Genomic DNA, 15,522 nt, shown 5'->3' with positions numbered 1-15,522 from the left:
ACTTTATACTTTTAACGAATTAATCAATCACACTGGCATAAAGAAACAATATATTAAAAACTAATATTCATACTAAGGTAATTAGCTTAATCAATGAATTGCTATTTTTGCACAGTAATAATTAAGCATGTTATGCTTTAATGGATTCGCTACCCTTATCAAGCAATGGAATGTATATTATGCAATTCGACTATTTAGCAAAACATATAGATAACGAGGGTCTTGCCAGAATTAATGCTGAGACGAGAAGTAATACAGATAAACTCACGCACGCGGGTAAACTTGTTTATGTAAATGATGATTATTGCGAAATAACCCGTAACTACTCATCATCTTATGGCGCTAACATTTTATTAGTTGCGTTATTCTCTCCCATTATTCTTGTGATAGTTATCGGAGTCATTGTTTTTTTATATGAAATAATTTTTGATTTTGAATGGTATATTAACGCATATTGGGGAAATGAGCAGGAATTAAATAGCACACTCCTTTTTCATTTTGCAATTTTACTTTCAATAGCCTTATCCTTTATTTTCTCGGCCATCGTAAATTACGCTTTTTTCGCACCTCGCCATTATCCAATTCGCTTTAACCGTAAAACAGGAAAAATCTATGTTTACGAGTATATTCTGTCTGGTTTAATTAAGAGGCAACCCTATACATTTTTCCTTCACAGCCCTTTTTATAAAAAACCAAAACCAGAATGCAAGGAATTTGACTGGAGTGATATAAAAGGGAGCTATTCTCTAAATTATAACGCAATAATAAACTGTCACGTATATGAAAACCACAGCATCGTTGACTCCTTCATCCTCACCTCGAATGATACAGGAACTGAAACGATGTTGATGAATAACTATAAACTATGGCTGTGGATCAGTAGCTATATGGATTTCAAAGACGAGATGTTAGATATGACCGTCAATCCTAACGTGGGCATTTACGGGCGCAAAGTCGAATGGCCTGAGGTGATGCTTAAGAAATCTACAACATCATCATTAGATGAATATGAAAAAATCACCGAAACGGCATCATAGTCAATAAGCAAAGGAATGCATATGCTCCCGATCCAAAACCACTATTTAGCAAAGCAAATTACCGATACGGAACTTAAAAACCTTATCACTGAGACTCCAGGCGATACAGATAAGCTAACACATTCGGGAAAGTTATTCTATGTTAATGATGATTATTGTGAAATCACGCGTAATCATTCAACATTTTATTGGATGAACATTTTCTATATCATTATGTTATTACCCTTAACTATTTTATCATGTTTGGTAATCATTATATTTTTATACTATATGATTTTCGATTTTGAAAGTTACGCGGCGTTTTTTTGGCAAGAAAAAAGTGAATTACTGCTAACACTCACCATTCATTTCAGCATCATTGCAATATTTGCTATAGCTTATTTCTCGTCATTTGCAGTAAATTACTGCTTCTTTTCTCCACGACATTACCCAATTCGTTTTAATCGAAAAACAGGAAAGGTTTATATCTGCGAATATGTTTTTATGAAGATGCTTCAAAGACCAAACCGCAACTATAAAGCCAGAACCCGCTTTCCATTCTATAAACGGACCCGACCAGAATACAAAGAATTCTCCTGGAGTTCTATAAAAGGTTATTATGATTTTTATTATCAGAGATCGTTTATTTGCTTACATGCTTATGAAAATGAAAGTATTACTGATATATTTACACTTATTTCAGAAAAAACTATCATTGAGTCTAAATGTTTAAATAACTATAAACTCTGGACCTGGATTAACCGCTATATGGATTTCAAAGACGAGATGTTAGATATGACCGTTAATCCTAACGTGGGCATTTACGGGCGCAAAGTCGAATGGCCTGAGGAGATGCTTAAAAAATCTACCGCGTCATCATTAGAAGAATATGAAAAAATCACCGGCTAATTTAATGCGTTTGCCGCCCAGAAAACCCTATAAAAAAGCCCGGCGCAATGGCCGGGCAAGGTTACCAAATACCTGGTGAATCAGGCAGTCTGCAAAACTCGATTCTTTTTCTCGCGGCGAATTTTACGCTCTTCGAAGATAGCCACGATGGCCATCAGGCAGATACAGCCGATGGCGGCGGCGTCCAGCGCCGCAAAGGTGCCGGCCCAGCCGGTCAGGCCGAAGACCGGGGTGCCGTCGGCGATCATCCCGAGACCCAGTTTGGCGAAGCTATCACCGATCAGATAGGCGAAAGTGCCCTTGATTCCATCGGCGGCGCCGATCGCTTTTTTCGGTACGAAACCGACGGCGGCGACGCCGATCAACAGCTGCGGACCAAACACCAGGAAGCCCAGCGCAAACAACGAGGCCAGATAGACGTACTGGTTGCTGGCATGTTGGTAAACCCCGAGGGTGGCGATAATCAGCGCCAGCGCGACGCAGGCCACCAGCGCGCGGCGGCCGTTGGCCAAGTCCGACAACCAGCCCCACAGTAGCGTGCCAACCAGCGCGCCGACTTCAAACAGGGTAAAGCCCTGAATCGCCACCTCTTTAGACAGCTTCAGCTCCTGGAAAGCATACACGGTGGACCACTGATCGATACCGATACGCACCACGTAGAGGAAGATGTTGGAGAAGCACAGCAGCCAGATCACTTTGTTTTTCAGCACGTACTCAACAAAGATCTGCCACTTGGTCATCGCATTTTCTTCGGTTTCTTTGTCCTCTTCGCTAATCGCTTCGCCAAACAGCTCTTCCGCCGTGCCAAGGCCGTAGGATTCCGGAGAGTCGCTACCGTAACGCAGGCCAATAAAGCCGACGATCAGCGCAATAATCGACGGGAAGATAAACATGCCGATCACGTGACCGTCGAACAGATAGTTGGCGCCAAACAGCGCCACGCCCGCCGCGCCCGCGCCGCCGAGGTTGTGGGAGATATTCCAGAAGCCGAGGAAGGTGCCGCGTTTGCGTCTGGGCGTCCACTTGGTGATGGTGGAATAGCTGCACGAGCCGCCGGTACTCTGGAAGAAGCCGCTCAGCGCATAGAAGGCGATCATCAGGAACAGGCTGGTTGAACCCGCCCCCATGCTGGCGCTAAAGCCCAGCATACAGATGGCGGAGAGGATCAGCATAAACGGCAGGAACTGCTTGGTGTTTTTACCGTCGGCATAATAAGAGACCAGTGTCTTGCCCACGCCGTAGGTGATGGAGAAGCCCAGGCCAATCATCCCCAGCTGCGTCATGCTCAACCCGTAGGTGGAGATCATGTCGTTCTGCGCGATGTTAAAGTTCTTGCGGATCAGGTACATGGTCAGGTAGCCGATGAAGACCACCAGATAGGACTGCATGAAAGGTTTGAACCACATTTTGCGCCGCACGTCGAGCGGCAGATCCAGGGTCGGCTTGCGCACCTGATTCAGAAAGGCCAGCATGGGTATCTCCTGAGCTGATTTTTTATGCCTGCGTAATAACCAGGCATTGTAAAAACCCGCGCGCTGTCTGGCCTGAGACGGCTTCCAGGTAAAACCGGGAAAATTTCTTAGTTTTGCCCCGTTCGCGGCGAAAGGGTGAGCTACATCACGCTTCGCTGACGGTACGCGGCGCCTGCGCGTTTAAAAACGGCAGCAGCAGCAGCGCGGAAATGCCGGCGGCAATCGCAATCACCACGAAGAATCCGGTCCAGTGCCAGATATCCATCACCTGCGCCAGCGGCCAGCCGGAAAGCGAGGCGCCAAGATAAGCGAACAGGCCGACAAACCCGGTGGCCGCCCCGGCGGCTTCTTTATGCGAACATTCCGCCGCCGCCATACCGATCAGCATCTGCGGGCCGAAAACGAAGAACCCGGTGGTGAAGAAGCAGGCCGCCTGCATGACGTAGCTGGCGAACGGCATCAGCCACAGCCCGCCAACCGACAGCAAAATTCCGGCGGCGAAAATCAGGTTCATCGGCCCGCGATTGCCGTTAAACAGCTTATCCGAGCCCCACCCCGCCACCAGCGCGCCGATAAAACCGCCCAGCTCAAACATGGTCACCGCCGAGTTAGCGGTCACCAGATCGACGCCAAGCGTCTCCGACATATACAGATTGCCCCAGTCGTTAATCGCCGCCCGCACCACGTACACCAGCACATAGCACAGCGATAACAGCCAGATATAGGGATTGGCCAGCACGTAGCGGGTCAGTATCTCTTTACGCGTCAGCCCTGCGCCTTCCTGCTGCTGGGCGATTTCCAGCGCATCGTGACGCCAGTCGCCTACGGCGGGTAACCCCACCGCCTGCGGGCGATCGCGCAGCCGCCAGCACAGATACAGTCCGGCGAGGATCGCCAGACAGCCGGCAATCGTCATCCCCATTCGCCAGCCGTAATGCAGCGCCGCCGCCCCCACGACCATTGGGATCAGCGCGCCGCCGACGTTATGCGCGGTATTCCACAGCGCCCACCAGCCGCCGCGCTCGGTTCGCGAATACCAGGCCGTCAGCAGCCGGGCGCATACCGGCGAGCCCCAGCCCTGGAAGAAGGCATTCAGCGCCCACAGCAGCGCGAAAGCCCACAGCGAGGTAGAAAAACCGAACAGAATATTCACCACCCCGGTGGCGATGAGCCCCAGCCCCATAAAATAGCGGGCGTCGGAGCGGTCGCTGACGATACCGGAGAAAAATTTCGACAGCCCGTAAGTGATGTAAAACAGCGTGGCCAGTAGGCCAATATCGCTACGAGTCAGTACATTGCTGGCCAGAATTTCAGGCACCGCGGCATTAAAGCTTTTGCGGGTGAAATAAAACAGCGCGTAACCAAGCCAGATGGTAAGCAGGATATGGCGACGCCAGTAACGATAACGCTCGTCCAGCTCGCGTTTATCGCTAATCGGCGCGGCGTCCGGCGGCGCTTTTAAAAAGGCAAACATCGGCGATCCCCTCAGACGTAACGCAGCGGTAAATTGACGCACACGCGGGTACCGTGTGTGCAGGAGATAGTTAACGTACCGCCCAGCGCGGTCACGCGCTCACGCATGCCGGTCAGGCCGAAGCCCTGCAGATTCGACCCCGGCGGCAGACCGCAACCGTCATCTTCCAGCACCAGCATCAATCGCCCATCCTGCTGCCAGCCCTGGAGGGTGACGGCCCTGGCGCTGGCGTGCTTAACGATATTATTCAGTCCCTCCTGGCAAACGCGAAACAGCGTCACGCGCTGGTTTTCGCTCAGCCCCGCCTCGTTAATCCGCCATTCAAGGTGGCTGACGATGCCGCGGTCTTCCAGTTCCATTTCGCGCATCAACGAACGTACCGCCTGTTCAAGCGGCAGATCGTCAAGCTGACGCGGCCGCAGACGACCAAGCAGTCTTCGCACAGAGTCGTAAACCCCCAGCGACAGTTGTTCTATCAACTGGCCGCTCTGCCGTACGCTTGCGTTGTTTGGCGCCAGACGCTGCACGATCCCCGCCTGGGTGCGAATTGCCGTGATAGTCTGGCCAATATCATCGTGGAGCTCGCGCGCCACGTCACGCCGCACGCTCTCTTCCGTTTCCAGCAGGCGTTCCGCCAGCCGCCGATTACGCGCCAGCTCGTTCTGTAGCGACAGGTTAAGCTCGCGCAATCGCTGGATCCCCGCGCCCAGCAGCAGTCCGGTCAGGCTCTGCGCCAGCAGTGAAAGCAATAAATCAACCGGGTGATCGTGCCAGGTCTGGCTGGCAATCAGCGCAATGGCGTTCATCAGGGTGGCGATCAGCGCCCCCTGCCAGCCGTAGTGCCAGGCGAGAGCGATAATCGGCAGCGCCAGACAAAAAGGGGTAAAGCGGGAGAGTTCGGCGGGCAACCCGAGCTGTAGCCACAGGCTGACGGTAAACAGCAGCAGGTACCAGATCAGATGCCGGCCACGCCAGTTAACCGGCTGCGACACCAGCGACGGCCCCAACGGCCGCCAGACGGTACTGGTCAGATAATGCCAGATAACCAGGCAGGTCGGCGCCAGCGTCAGGCCGCCGGTCAGCGTCAACAACAGCGCGGTCAGTCCCTCACTGCCTTCTTGCGCCAGCCACGGCAGCGATTGCAGCAGCGAGGCGGCGATCAGTGCCCCGCCCTGGCGCAACAATGTCAACCAGTCTCGCTGCTGGCGATAGCGTGAAATCAATGCCACCGGCAGCAGGGTCAGCAGACTTCCGGTCATCAATATTATCGGATGCGCCAGCGCCACTTCCTGCGCCAGCCAGAAGATAAGCAGCCACTCGGCTCCCAGCAGCACCGGCCAGTAGCCACGCGGGCATTGCAGCATCAGCCCTAAACGCAGGCCAAAGGGAAACAGCAACACCGCTAAATCCGCGCGTTCCACCAGATGCAGACTGATACTCCACAGGCAGAACCAGGCGGCTGAGAAGATAAAGGCGCAGCCGATCACCGACAGCAATCGTGAAACGACGGTGTTCATTGCCAGCTATCGAACATGCGGCGCGCCAGCTCGACGTCGTTGCTGACGCCCAGTTTTTCCAGCAGGTTGGCGCGATGAACGTGAACGGTTTTCGGCGACAGACCGAGCTCAGCGGCGATCTCTTTCACCGCCATACCCTGCGCCAGCTTTTCCGCCACCTGGCGCTCGCGTTTGGTGAGCGGATCCTGGCGCCCGGCGGCCAGCTTCATGGCGATATCCGGCGTGAGATAGCAACCGCCCGCTGCCACCGTGCGGACCGCGGCGATCAGTTCATCCGGACTGCAGCGTTTCGACAGGAAGCCGCGCGCGCCGGCGTTCAGCGCCTGCTCGATCAGCGCCGGGCTATCATGCACCGACAGCATGATGGTCGCCATCCCCTTAGGCAACTGGCTTAACAGCTCCAGCCCGGAAATATCCGGCATTGAGATATCGCAGATACAAACCTGTACACCGCGCCCCGGTAGCCCCGCCAGCGCCTCGCGTCCACAGCCGAATTCAGCGACAACCTGAAAATCAGCTTCCAGCCCCAGTAGCTGAGCAAAACCGGAGCGGACAATCAAATGATCGTCAATAAGGGCGATGGTAGTCATGGTGTTTCCTGGTGCCTGAAAGCGCCGGATGGCGGCGTAAACGCCTTATCCGGCCTACGGATTCACTCCCTGTAGGCCGGATAAGCGCAGCGCCATCCGGCAAAGGCGCTTACCTTAACCATAAGCACCTTACCGTTCAAGCCTTGAGCACTATTCGAAGAACACCGCAATTTTGTTAAACATGGTGGGATCGGACTGGTTACGCGCCACATTGGTGACATCTTCCAGCTTTTCAATCTGACTAATCATCTGCCCCAGTCGCTGGTCATCATTTACCAGCAGCCAGATGCGGCTATGCTCGCTGCCCTGGATCGGCAAGCAGAGAATGCCTTCAACGTTAAACGCGCGGCGGGCAAATAGCCCGCAGACGTGGGTCATGACGCCAGGGTGGTTGCGGACGGTGAGTTCCAGAATGACGTTATCGTGTTGCTTTTGCATGGCTTATTCCCCCACCATCTCAGTATTGGCCGCACCCGGCGGTACCATCGGATACACTTTCTGCTGCGCGTCGATACGCACGTGGATCAGCGCCGGGCCGGGACGGTCGATAATCGCCTGCAGCGCCGCTTGCGGATCGGCTTCGTTATTTAAATCACAGGTTTGCAGACCAAAACCGGCGGCGATCTGCATAAAGTTAATCATCCCCGGATAGGTTGCGGCGAAGACACCCTGCTGATAGAACAGGCTCTGCTGCTGGTGCACCAGCCCCAGCGCTTCGTTGTTCATCAGGATAATTTTTACATCCAGCTGATTTTCGGCGGCGGTGGCCATCTCCTGAATATTCATCATCAGGCTGCCGTCACCGGAGAAACAAATAACCTTACGTTGCGGATTGGCCAGCGCCGCGCCGATGGCCGCCGGCAGGCCGAAGCCCATGGTGCCGAGACCGCCGGAAGTCAGCCACTGGCGGGGACGGTTGAGTGGATAGGCCTGCGCCGTCCACATCTGATGCTGACCCACATCGGTGGTGATGATCGCCTCATCATCAACGCAGGCGGCCACGGCGTTAATCAGGCCGTAATGGGAGAGCGGATCGCTTTCCTGCGGAATGGCGCAGGGGAATTCTCTTTGCAAATCAGCCACCAGTTGGCGCCACTCATCACGCGGCTGCGCCTCAATCTGCGGAATAAGCTGGGCTAAGACCTCCGCCACGTCGCCCTGAATCGCTACGTGCGGTTGCTTAATTTTGCCAAGCTCCGAGCGATCGATATCGACGTGAATAATCTTCGCGTTCGGGCAGAACTGCTCGGTCTTGCCAATCGCCCGATCATCAAAACGAGCCCCTAAAACAATCAGTAAATCAGCTTCTTGCAGAATAAAGTTAGTGCTGCGCGCGCCGTGCATCCCCAGCATCCCCAGCGACAAAGGATGCGCCTTCGGCAGCATACCCAGCGCCATTAAGGTCATAGTGGTCGGCAGGTTGGCTTTTTCCGCCAGGTCCCGAATCGGCTGCGGCGCGTTAATTACGCCGCCCCCCAGATACAGTACCGGGCGTTTCGCCGCGTTGATCATTGCCGCCGCTTCACGCACGCTTTCAGGCGCGAATGCCGGTGCCGGGGCGCGCTCGCCGGGCTCTGGGAGCGTTTCCAGTTCAATGGTTGCCGACTGTACGTCCTTAGGAATATCTATCCACACCGGCCCGGGGCGCCCGGACTGGGCAATACGGAAGGCGTCGCTCATCACCTGCGGCAGCTCGGCGATGTCGCGCACCAGGTAGTTATGCTTGGTGATGGGGATAGAGATGCCGTAGGTATCGACTTCCTGGAAGGCATCGGTGCCGATCATTGAGGCCGGAACCTGTCCGGTGATGCAGACCAGTGGAATAGAATCGAGGCGGGCATCGGCGATGGCGGTAATCAGGTTGGTGGCGCCAGGGCCGCTACAGGCCATACAGACTGCGGGTTTACCTTCGGTACGCGCCATCCCCTGAGCGATAAAACCCGCCCCCTGCTCGTGGCGCGCCAGGATGTGGCGGATCTGCGTGCTTTGGCTCAAGGCATCATAGATAGGCAGAATGGAGCCGCCCGGAATGCCGCTGACCATAGTGATACCCTGGCGTTCCAGTAAATGAACAACCAGCTGCGCGCCGGTAAAGCGCATTGTGTTTGATGTGGTGCCCGAACTTGCCATGCTCCAGTCCTTTTATTCTGGGCCGACTTTACCGGGGGGCTCGCCAACAAAAAACCCCGCTCGGTTTGCGCCGGCGGGGTTTGGAATTCGTGTTGTTCCGGACCCTACGGCGCATTGCCGACGACGACCACCACAGACACGACGACCACCGCGGCAGGCGCGGTTTTTAGTAGGGTCGAAGTCATCATGGCAGCGTTCATTAGGGACCTGTTGTGTCGAAAAATAAGCTGAATTTATACAAACACAGGTTTTGCGTTTTCACAATGGATTTATTTTCATCCACGAGAATTTGCGCGAAAGATCACAATTTGCGACATCAGCGGCAGAAAACAAAAAACCCCGCCGGAGCGAGGTTTTTATCAGCATTTTTACGGGTGGTAGCCGTAAGCACACTGTATTACGTCAACGACAAAAGTATACGCGATCGCTGCAATTCGCGCAATTTAAGGTCGAAATTTCTCTGTCATAGAGTATGTACGACGGGTGCGAATTTGTCCAAAAAATACTGTTCATACATACAGTATTTATCTATACTGGATGTGTTCACTTTGTGCCATTCGGGGGCCGCAAGTTTGACCGGCGCAACGAAGTCCTGGCTGAAACGGGTGGTGCCGTCAGTGCCTTAACCCCGAGAGAGCACACTGTGTTACGTCAACAATGCGTCGTGTCCGGCCCGTACGGCCACCACTGCGCAACCCCTGTGAGAACAGGGATAAGCTGGCAACAGGCAGCGGAAAGGTACGTCAGCTTATTGTGCTCCTTAACCACAGGAGACGCGCGTATGGGCGGAATGGATATTATTATTTTAATCCTGAAACTCATGGTTGCTGTGTTGCAACTACTTGATGCAGTCCTGAAACAGTTCCGCTGATTCAGGTTCAAGTCGCACCTGAGGGGGGCGGGAAACCGCCCCCCTACAGGCGTCCTTCGGGCGTTCCGGGAAGACTTGATGGAGGAACCATGCCACCGCTATTAATTGCCGCAACGACGCCGGAGGATCCGGGGTTCGTCGCGCTGCGCACCGAAAGCCTTGAACAGCATTTCAATATGCTGCGCCGTCTGGCGGAAAACTGGCAAAGCGGCAAAAACCGCTTTAACGCCCCTGGTGAAAAGCTGCTGGGCGCGTTTGTCCGTGGCCAGTTGGTTGGGGTCTGCGGTCTGAACGTCGACCCCTTCAGCCAGCAGCCGCGGGCCGGGCGCATTCGCCATCTCTATATTCGCGATAGCCATCGCCGCCAGGGAATTGGCCAGCAGCTGCTGATCTCAGTCATCACGCATTCCGGCGCCTGGTTCGATTTCCTTAACACTCATGCCCCGGCGCAGGCCTGGCCCTTTTATGAACGCTTTGGTTTCCGCCCGGTATACGATGAGCCTCGGGTTACGCATCGCCTGTTCTGCTCGCTGTAAGCGCGGCTGGTTGGCGCAGCGGGCGCATGTTACAGTCCGCTGACCTTAACTGCTGAATCTGCCTGCGATGACCATCACCGTATTCTGCATTTTGCTTTTCGCTGCACTGCTGCACGCCAGCTGGAACGCTATCGTCAAAGCCAGCGGCGATAAAATGTACGCGGCGATAAGCGTCAGCGGGTCGGCCTCGCTGATTGCCCTGGTGATGCTCCCCTTCGCGCCGCAGCCGACGCTGGCCAGCGCCCCCTATCTGGTGGCGTCATGTGCGTTGCAGGTGGTGTATACGGTACTGGTGGCGAAGACCTATCAGGTGTCGGATATGAGCCAGACCTATCCGCTAATGCGCGGCACCGCACCGCTGCTGGTCGCGGCTATCAGCGTGATATTTCTCGGCGATCGCTTATCGCCGTTGGCCTGGTTGGGTATTGGCGTCATTTGCCTGGCGATTCTGGCGATGGCCTTTAACGGCCGCGTCAGTTCCCGTAAAGGCATCATGCTGGCGCTGATCAACGCCTGTTTTATCGCGGGCTATACGCTGGTAGACGGCACCGGGGTACGGCTGGCGGGATCGGCGCTCGGCTATACCCTGTGGACCTTTTTTATGAACGGTTGCTGCCTGCTGTGCTGGGCCATGGCGGCACGGCGGCGCGAAGCCAGCCGTTATTTACGCCAGCACTGGAAAAAGGGCATCCTCGGCGGCGTCGGCACCATGGGATCCTACGGCCTGGCGCTATGGGCGATGACTCAGGCGCCGCTGGCGGTGGTCGCCGCGCTGCGTGAAACCTCCATTCTGTTCGGCGCGCTGATCGCGTTTATCGTCCTTAAGGAACAAGTGGTAGCGCTGCGCATCGTTGCCGCCTGCGGTATTGCCGCCGGAGCAATCCTGCTGCGTCTCTCATAGATTAAAATGGCAACATTAGTTGCCGATCCTGTTTACAAAACCTGCCTGAATTTTCCCCAACAATCGGTCCTATGTAGTTGTTCTGTCATTTTATTGTGGTAGATTCCTCCATCGTTTAAGGGATGTGCCAGTCACATATTCTTCATTTCTCATTGCTCACGAAGTATTCATCGACATGAAACGGCATAAGAACTTCAATTTGTTGTTGATGCTGGTACTGCTGGTGGCCGTTGGCCAGATGGCGCAGACCATTTATATTCCGGCTATCGCCGACATGGCGGTATCGCTTAACGTCCGCGAAGGGGCGGTACAGAGCGTGATGGCGGCCTACCTCCTGACGTACGGCATTTCGCAGCTGTTCTACGGCCCGCTCTCCGACCGCGTGGGCCGCCGCCCGGTGATCCTTGTCGGGATGTCTATTTTTATGCTGGCAACGCTGGTTGCCATCACCACCCATAGCCTGCCGGTATTGATCGCCGCCAGCGCCATGCAGGGGATGGGCACCGGCGTCGGCGGCGTGATGGCGCGAACCCTGCCGCGCGATCTTTACGAAGGCGCGCAGCTGCGTCACGCCAACAGTTTGTTAAATATGGGAATACTGGTCAGCCCGCTGATTGCGCCGCTGCTCGGCGGTATCCTTGATACCCTGTGGAACTGGCGTGCCTGTTACGCCTTCCTGCTAGTGCTGTGCGCGGGCGTAACCTTCAGCATGGCGAAATGGATGCCGGAAACGCGCCCGCAAGGCGCGCCGCGGACGAAACTACTGGCCAGCTACAAAACGCTGTTCGGTACCGGCGCCTTTAACTGTTACCTGCTGATGCTGGTGGGCGGGTTGGCCGGGATTGCGGTGTTCGAAGCCTGTTCCGGCGTGCTGATGGGCGCGGTCCTCGGCCTGAGCAGTATGGCGGTCAGTATTCTGTTTATTCTGCCGATCCCGGCGGCGTTCTTCGGCGCGTGGTTCGCTGGCCGTCCGAATAAACGCTTCTCAACGCTGATGTGGCAGTCGGTTATCTGCTGCCTGCTGGCGGGAGTTATGATGTGGTTGCCGGGGCTATTCGGCGTTATGACCGTCTGGACACTGCTGGTGCCTGCGGCGCTGTTCTTCTTCGGCGCGGGTATGTTGTTCCCGCTGGCTACCAGCGGCGCGATGGAGCCATTTCCGTTCCTCGCCGGTACCGCTGGCGCGCTGGTTGGCGGCTTGCAGAATATCGGCTCCGGCGTGCTGGCCTGGCTGTCGGCGATGATGCCGCAAACGGGGCAAAGCAGCCTCGGCCTGCTAATGATGTTAATGGGGCTGTTGATTCTGCTGTGCTGGCTGCCGCTGGCCTCGCGCTTTACCAGCCACCAGCAGCCTGTCTAAGCGCCGCTGGCGCTCCCCCGGATAGCGGCTTACGCCTTATCCGGGCTACCGTTCTGATGAAGGCTCCGGCGGTGGGCTCCGTAGAACCGTAGCCCTGCTAAGCGTAGCGCAAGCAGGGAAATCCCCGGATAGCGGCTTACGCCTTATCCGGGCTACCGTTCTGATGAAGGCCCCCGGCAGTGGGTTGCGCAGAACCGTAGCCCTGCTAAGCGTAGCGCAAGCAGGGAAATCCCCGGATAGCGGCTTTTGCCTTATGTCAGGCTGTGCAGCCATTCAATAAAAGCGTCGATTTTCGGCCACTGACGGCCCGGCAGGGTCGTCACATAGTAATGCTGGTGACACTTTAGCGTCATCTCGCCGAACGGCGCGATAAGCTCCCCGCTTTCTAACCGCTTCTGCACCAGCCGTTTACGCCCCATCGCTACTCCGACGTGATTCATCGCCGCAATCACCGCTAAATCAGAACGATCGAAGCCGATACCCGATGATTGCGGCAATTCAATTGCAAATTGCTGCGCCCAACTGAACCACTCATCGGTACCGGAATCATTGCTCCATGCCTGACGGTCATGTAGTAACGTGCAGTAGCGCAGATTGCCTGGATTGCGGATTATCTGCTGCTGCTGTGCGTATTTCGGCGTACATACCGGCACGATCGCTTCATCCATCAGAAAATGATGGCTTAGCTGTGATGACGGCGCATCATCAAAATAGATCGCCAGATCGATACCCGCACGCTGTAGATTGACGTTATCGTTGCCGGTGAGCACAGTCAGCGAGATGGATGGGTAGCGGCGGGTGAAATCGCCCAGCGCCGGCACCAGCCAGCATTGGGCGATCGACGGGCGCGAGTACACCGTCAGCGTGCCGGAGAGCTCCTGATTTTTAATATCCAGAATCTCCTGATTAAGGCTATCCAGCGAGGATTTCAACGCCCAGAATACCCGCCGCCCCTCGCGCGTCAACTCCACCTTGCGGTGCGAACGTATAAATAGCTGAATACCCAGCTCTTCTTCCAGCTGGTTGATGCGATGGCTAACGGCGCTCGGGGTCAGCGACAGCTCTTCCGCCGCCAGTGCAAAGGACTCATGGCGAGCCGCAACTTCAAAGGTATACAGCTTTGACAACTGCCAGCCGTTCAGCAGGCGATTACCTATCTCTTTCATTACATCCATCACGATTCCCCGCCTTTTCTTTGCCGGTAAGTGTAAAAAAAACGCAGCCGGAGCGCGCCTGAAAGATGAATAAAAGTGACTCAACACACATTTAACGGGCTATTTAAGAACCAAATCACGCATTTTCATCAATTTGGCTCATCTGAAAAGCGATTTATATCGTTTGTCAGCCTATGTCGCTTTTCTGTTCAATAACCACGCGTTATTTACGGCGAGGTGGGATATGGAATCTCAAATCTGGGTGGTAGGCACGCTGTTTATCAGTATCGTGCTAATCGTTTTAACGATCGTCAAACTGAAGTTTCATCCGTTTCTGGCGCTCCTGCTGGCAAGCTTTTTCGTCGGCGCGATGATGGGCATGGGGCCGCTTGATATGGTCAACGCCATTGAGAGCGGTATTGGCGGTACGCTTGGCTTCCTGGCGGCGGTGATCGGTCTCGGTACCATCCTCGGGAAGATGATGGAAGTCTCCGGCGCGGCTGAACGCATCGGCCTGGCGCTGCAGCGCTGTCGCTGGTTGTCGGCAGACGTGATCATGGTGCTGGTTGGCCTGATCTGCGGCATTACGCTGTTTGTTGAGGTTGGCGTGGTGCTGCTGATCCCGCTGGCCTTTTCCATTGCAAAAAAAACCAATACCTCGCTGCTGAAGCTGGCCATCCCCCTGTGTACCGCGCTGATGGCGGTGCATTGCGTGGTGCCGCCGCATCCGGCCGCGCTGTTCGTGGCGAATAAACTCGGCGCGGATATCGGCACGGTCATCGTCTACGGCCTGCTGGTTGGCCTGATTGCCTCGCTGGTAGGCGGCCCATTGTTCCTCAAGCTGCTCGGCAACCGCCTGCCGTTTAAACCGGTGCCGACCGAGTTTTCTAACCTTGAAGTACGCGAAGAATCGACGCTGCCCTCGCTCGGCGCTACGCTATTTACCGTGCTGCTGCCGATTGGGCTGATGCTGGTGAAAACCGTCGCTGAATTGAATATGGCTAAAGGCGGCACGCTGTATATGCTGCTGGAGTTTATCGGCAACCCCATCACCGCGATGTTTATTGCCGTCTTTGTCGCTTATTACATTCTTGGTATTCGTCGGCAGATGGGGATGGGCGTCCTGCTGACCCATACTGAAAATGGTTTCGGATCGATTGCTAATATTCTGCTGATTATTGGCGCGGGCGGCGCGTTCAACGCGATTTTGAAATCCAGCGGCCTGGCCGATAGCCTGGCGGTGATCCTCTCGAATCTGCATATGCATCCGATTCTGCTGGCCTGGCTGGTGGCCCTGATCCTTCACGCCGCCGTCGGCTCCGCTACCGTGGCCATGATGGGCGCCACCGCTATCGTCGCGCCGATGCTACCGCTATATCCCGGCGTAAGTCCGGAGATCATCGCTATTGCCATCGGTTCCGGCGCGATTGGCTGCACGATCGTGACGGATTCCCTGTTCTGGCTGGTGAAACAATACTGTGGCGCAAGCCTCAGCGAAACGTTCAAGTATTATACGACGGCGACATTTATCGCTTCTTTACTTGCACTCGCCGCCACCTTCCTGCTTTCTTTCATCATCTAAGCGAACGAGA

Annotated in this window: 15 protein-coding genes and 1 pseudogene; 8 read left to right on the top strand and 8 right to left on the bottom strand. The window is 55.0% G+C overall.

The genetic code is table 11. The annotated features are described in order from the left end of the window. Positions 1 to 179: 179 nt before the first annotated feature. A complete protein-coding gene (locus tag PGR79_RS12265) occupies positions 180 to 1,037 on the top strand; it encodes a DUF6708 domain-containing protein (protein ID WP_113374084.1) in 858 nt (285 codons plus the stop codon). Positions 1,038 to 1,058: 21 nt separating this feature from the next. Further along, positions 1,059 to 1,925, top strand: a complete 867-nt coding sequence (locus PGR79_RS12260) for a DUF6708 domain-containing protein (protein WP_113374085.1) — start codon at positions 1,059 to 1,061, stop codon at positions 1,923 to 1,925. Between the two features lie 80 nt (positions 1,926 to 2,005). Here the strand turns inward: PGR79_RS12260 and uhpT are convergent, their stop codons facing one another. The 7 genes from uhpT to ivbL form a co-directional block, all read right to left on the bottom strand. Continuing rightward, positions 2,006 to 3,397 (bottom strand): hexose-6-phosphate:phosphate antiporter, encoded by a 1,392-nt coding sequence (uhpT, locus tag PGR79_RS12255; protein WP_015369067.1) that lies wholly within the window; start codon positions 3,395 to 3,397, stop codon positions 2,006 to 2,008. A 145-nt stretch (positions 3,398 to 3,542) separates the two neighbouring features. Then, positions 3,543 to 4,871, bottom strand: coding sequence for an MFS transporter (locus PGR79_RS12250; RefSeq protein WP_113374086.1), 1,329 nt, complete (start codon positions 4,869 to 4,871; stop codon positions 3,543 to 3,545). Between the two features lie 11 nt (positions 4,872 to 4,882). Then, entirely contained in the window at positions 4,883 to 6,367 is a 1,485-nt protein-coding gene (uhpB, locus tag PGR79_RS12245; RefSeq protein ID WP_430921908.1) for a signal transduction histidine-protein kinase/phosphatase UhpB, read from the bottom strand. A 17-nt stretch (positions 6,368 to 6,384) separates the two neighbouring features. After that, complete coding sequence (uhpA, locus tag PGR79_RS12240; RefSeq protein WP_015369064.1) at positions 6,385 to 6,978, bottom strand: transcriptional regulator UhpA; 594 nt, start codon at positions 6,976 to 6,978, stop codon at positions 6,385 to 6,387. A gap of 150 nt (positions 6,979 to 7,128) precedes the next feature. Further along, a complete protein-coding gene (gene ilvN / locus PGR79_RS12235) occupies positions 7,129 to 7,416 on the bottom strand; it encodes an acetolactate synthase small subunit (RefSeq protein WP_016162014.1) in 288 nt (95 codons plus the stop codon). Between the two features lie 3 nt (positions 7,417 to 7,419). Then, complete coding sequence (gene ilvB, locus PGR79_RS12230) at positions 7,420 to 9,108, bottom strand: acetolactate synthase large subunit (RefSeq protein WP_087858887.1); 1,689 nt, start codon at positions 9,106 to 9,108, stop codon at positions 7,420 to 7,422. A 104-nt stretch (positions 9,109 to 9,212) separates the two neighbouring features. After that, positions 9,213 to 9,308 (bottom strand): ilvB operon leader peptide IvbL, encoded by a 96-nt coding sequence (gene ivbL / locus PGR79_RS12225; RefSeq protein ID WP_016162016.1) that lies wholly within the window; start codon positions 9,306 to 9,308, stop codon positions 9,213 to 9,215. Between the two features lie 12 nt (positions 9,309 to 9,320). Between ivbL and PGR79_RS12220 the strand changes: the two are divergent. The 5 genes and pseudogenes from PGR79_RS12220 to emrD all read left to right on the top strand — a co-directional run bounded on the left by PGR79_RS12220 (position 9,321) and on the right by emrD (position 12,776). Next, a pseudogene (locus PGR79_RS12220) lies at positions 9,321 to 9,489 on the top strand (hypothetical protein). Positions 9,490 to 9,859: 370 nt separating this feature from the next. Continuing rightward, complete coding sequence (gene tisB / locus PGR79_RS12215; protein ID WP_004145059.1) at positions 9,860 to 9,979, top strand: type I toxin-antitoxin system toxin TisB; 120 nt, start codon at positions 9,860 to 9,862, stop codon at positions 9,977 to 9,979. A gap of 89 nt (positions 9,980 to 10,068) precedes the next feature. Then, positions 10,069 to 10,515, top strand: a complete 447-nt coding sequence (locus PGR79_RS12210; RefSeq protein ID WP_308958079.1) for a GNAT family N-acetyltransferase — start codon at positions 10,069 to 10,071, stop codon at positions 10,513 to 10,515. Positions 10,516 to 10,582: 67 nt separating this feature from the next. Further along, positions 10,583 to 11,416: a DMT family transporter gene (locus tag PGR79_RS12205; protein ID WP_047046121.1), complete on the top strand. Its 834-nt coding sequence runs from the start codon at positions 10,583 to 10,585 to the stop codon at positions 11,414 to 11,416. 175 nt (positions 11,417 to 11,591) lie between these two features. Beyond that, positions 11,592 to 12,776, top strand: a complete 1,185-nt coding sequence (emrD, locus tag PGR79_RS12200; protein ID WP_047044642.1) for a multidrug efflux MFS transporter EmrD — start codon at positions 11,592 to 11,594, stop codon at positions 12,774 to 12,776. A 251-nt stretch (positions 12,777 to 13,027) separates the two neighbouring features. On the opposite strand, the gene dsdC is transcribed toward emrD, so the two are convergent. Further along, a complete protein-coding gene (gene dsdC, locus PGR79_RS12195) occupies positions 13,028 to 13,951 on the bottom strand; it encodes a DNA-binding transcriptional regulator DsdC (protein WP_213794868.1) in 924 nt (307 codons plus the stop codon). A 223-nt stretch (positions 13,952 to 14,174) separates the two neighbouring features. Here dsdC and dsdX point away from each other — a divergent pair, with 223 nt between their 5' ends. Beyond that, the gene (dsdX, locus tag PGR79_RS12190) at positions 14,175 to 15,512 is read left to right on the top strand and encodes a D-serine transporter DsdX (protein WP_045389052.1); all 1,338 of its coding nucleotides are present in this window, start codon (positions 14,175 to 14,177) and stop codon (positions 15,510 to 15,512) included. Positions 15,513 to 15,522: the final 10 nt, after the last annotated feature.

Source organism: Klebsiella sp. 141161, from assembly GCF_050600815.1.
GTDB classification, from domain to species: Bacteria; Pseudomonadota; Gammaproteobacteria; order Enterobacterales; family Enterobacteriaceae; genus Klebsiella; species Klebsiella aerogenes.
This window is presented reverse-complemented; position numbering and strand designations above follow the sequence as displayed.

Coding starts and splice junctions, on each gene's coding strand:
- ilvB (WP_087858887.1), bottom strand. CDS start 9,108: ATGGCAAGTTCGGGCACCACATCAAACACAATGCGCTTTACCGGCGCG.
- dsdC (WP_213794868.1), bottom strand. CDS start 13,951: ATGGATGTAATGAAAGAGATAGGTAATCGCCTGCTGAACGGCTGGCAG.
- uhpA (WP_015369064.1), bottom strand. CDS start 6,978: ATGACTACCATCGCCCTTATTGACGATCATTTGATTGTCCGCTCCGGT.
- emrD (WP_047044642.1), top strand. CDS start 11,592: ATGAAACGGCATAAGAACTTCAATTTGTTGTTGATGCTGGTACTGCTG.
- PGR79_RS12260 (WP_113374085.1), top strand. CDS start 1,059: ATGCTCCCGATCCAAAACCACTATTTAGCAAAGCAAATTACCGATACG.
- ilvN (WP_016162014.1), bottom strand. CDS start 7,416: ATGCAAAAGCAACACGATAACGTCATTCTGGAACTCACCGTCCGCAAC.
- PGR79_RS12250 (WP_113374086.1), bottom strand. CDS start 4,871: ATGTTTGCCTTTTTAAAAGCGCCGCCGGACGCCGCGCCGATTAGCGAT.
- dsdX (WP_045389052.1), top strand. CDS start 14,175: ATGGAATCTCAAATCTGGGTGGTAGGCACGCTGTTTATCAGTATCGTG.
- ivbL (WP_016162016.1), bottom strand. CDS start 9,308: ATGAACGCTGCCATGATGACTTCGACCCTACTAAAAACCGCGCCTGCC.
- PGR79_RS12205 (WP_047046121.1), top strand. CDS start 10,583: ATGACCATCACCGTATTCTGCATTTTGCTTTTCGCTGCACTGCTGCAC.
- PGR79_RS12265 (WP_113374084.1), top strand. CDS start 180: ATGCAATTCGACTATTTAGCAAAACATATAGATAACGAGGGTCTTGCC.
- uhpT (WP_015369067.1), bottom strand. CDS start 3,397: ATGCTGGCCTTTCTGAATCAGGTGCGCAAGCCGACCCTGGATCTGCCG.
- PGR79_RS12210 (WP_308958079.1), top strand. CDS start 10,069: ATGCCACCGCTATTAATTGCCGCAACGACGCCGGAGGATCCGGGGTTC.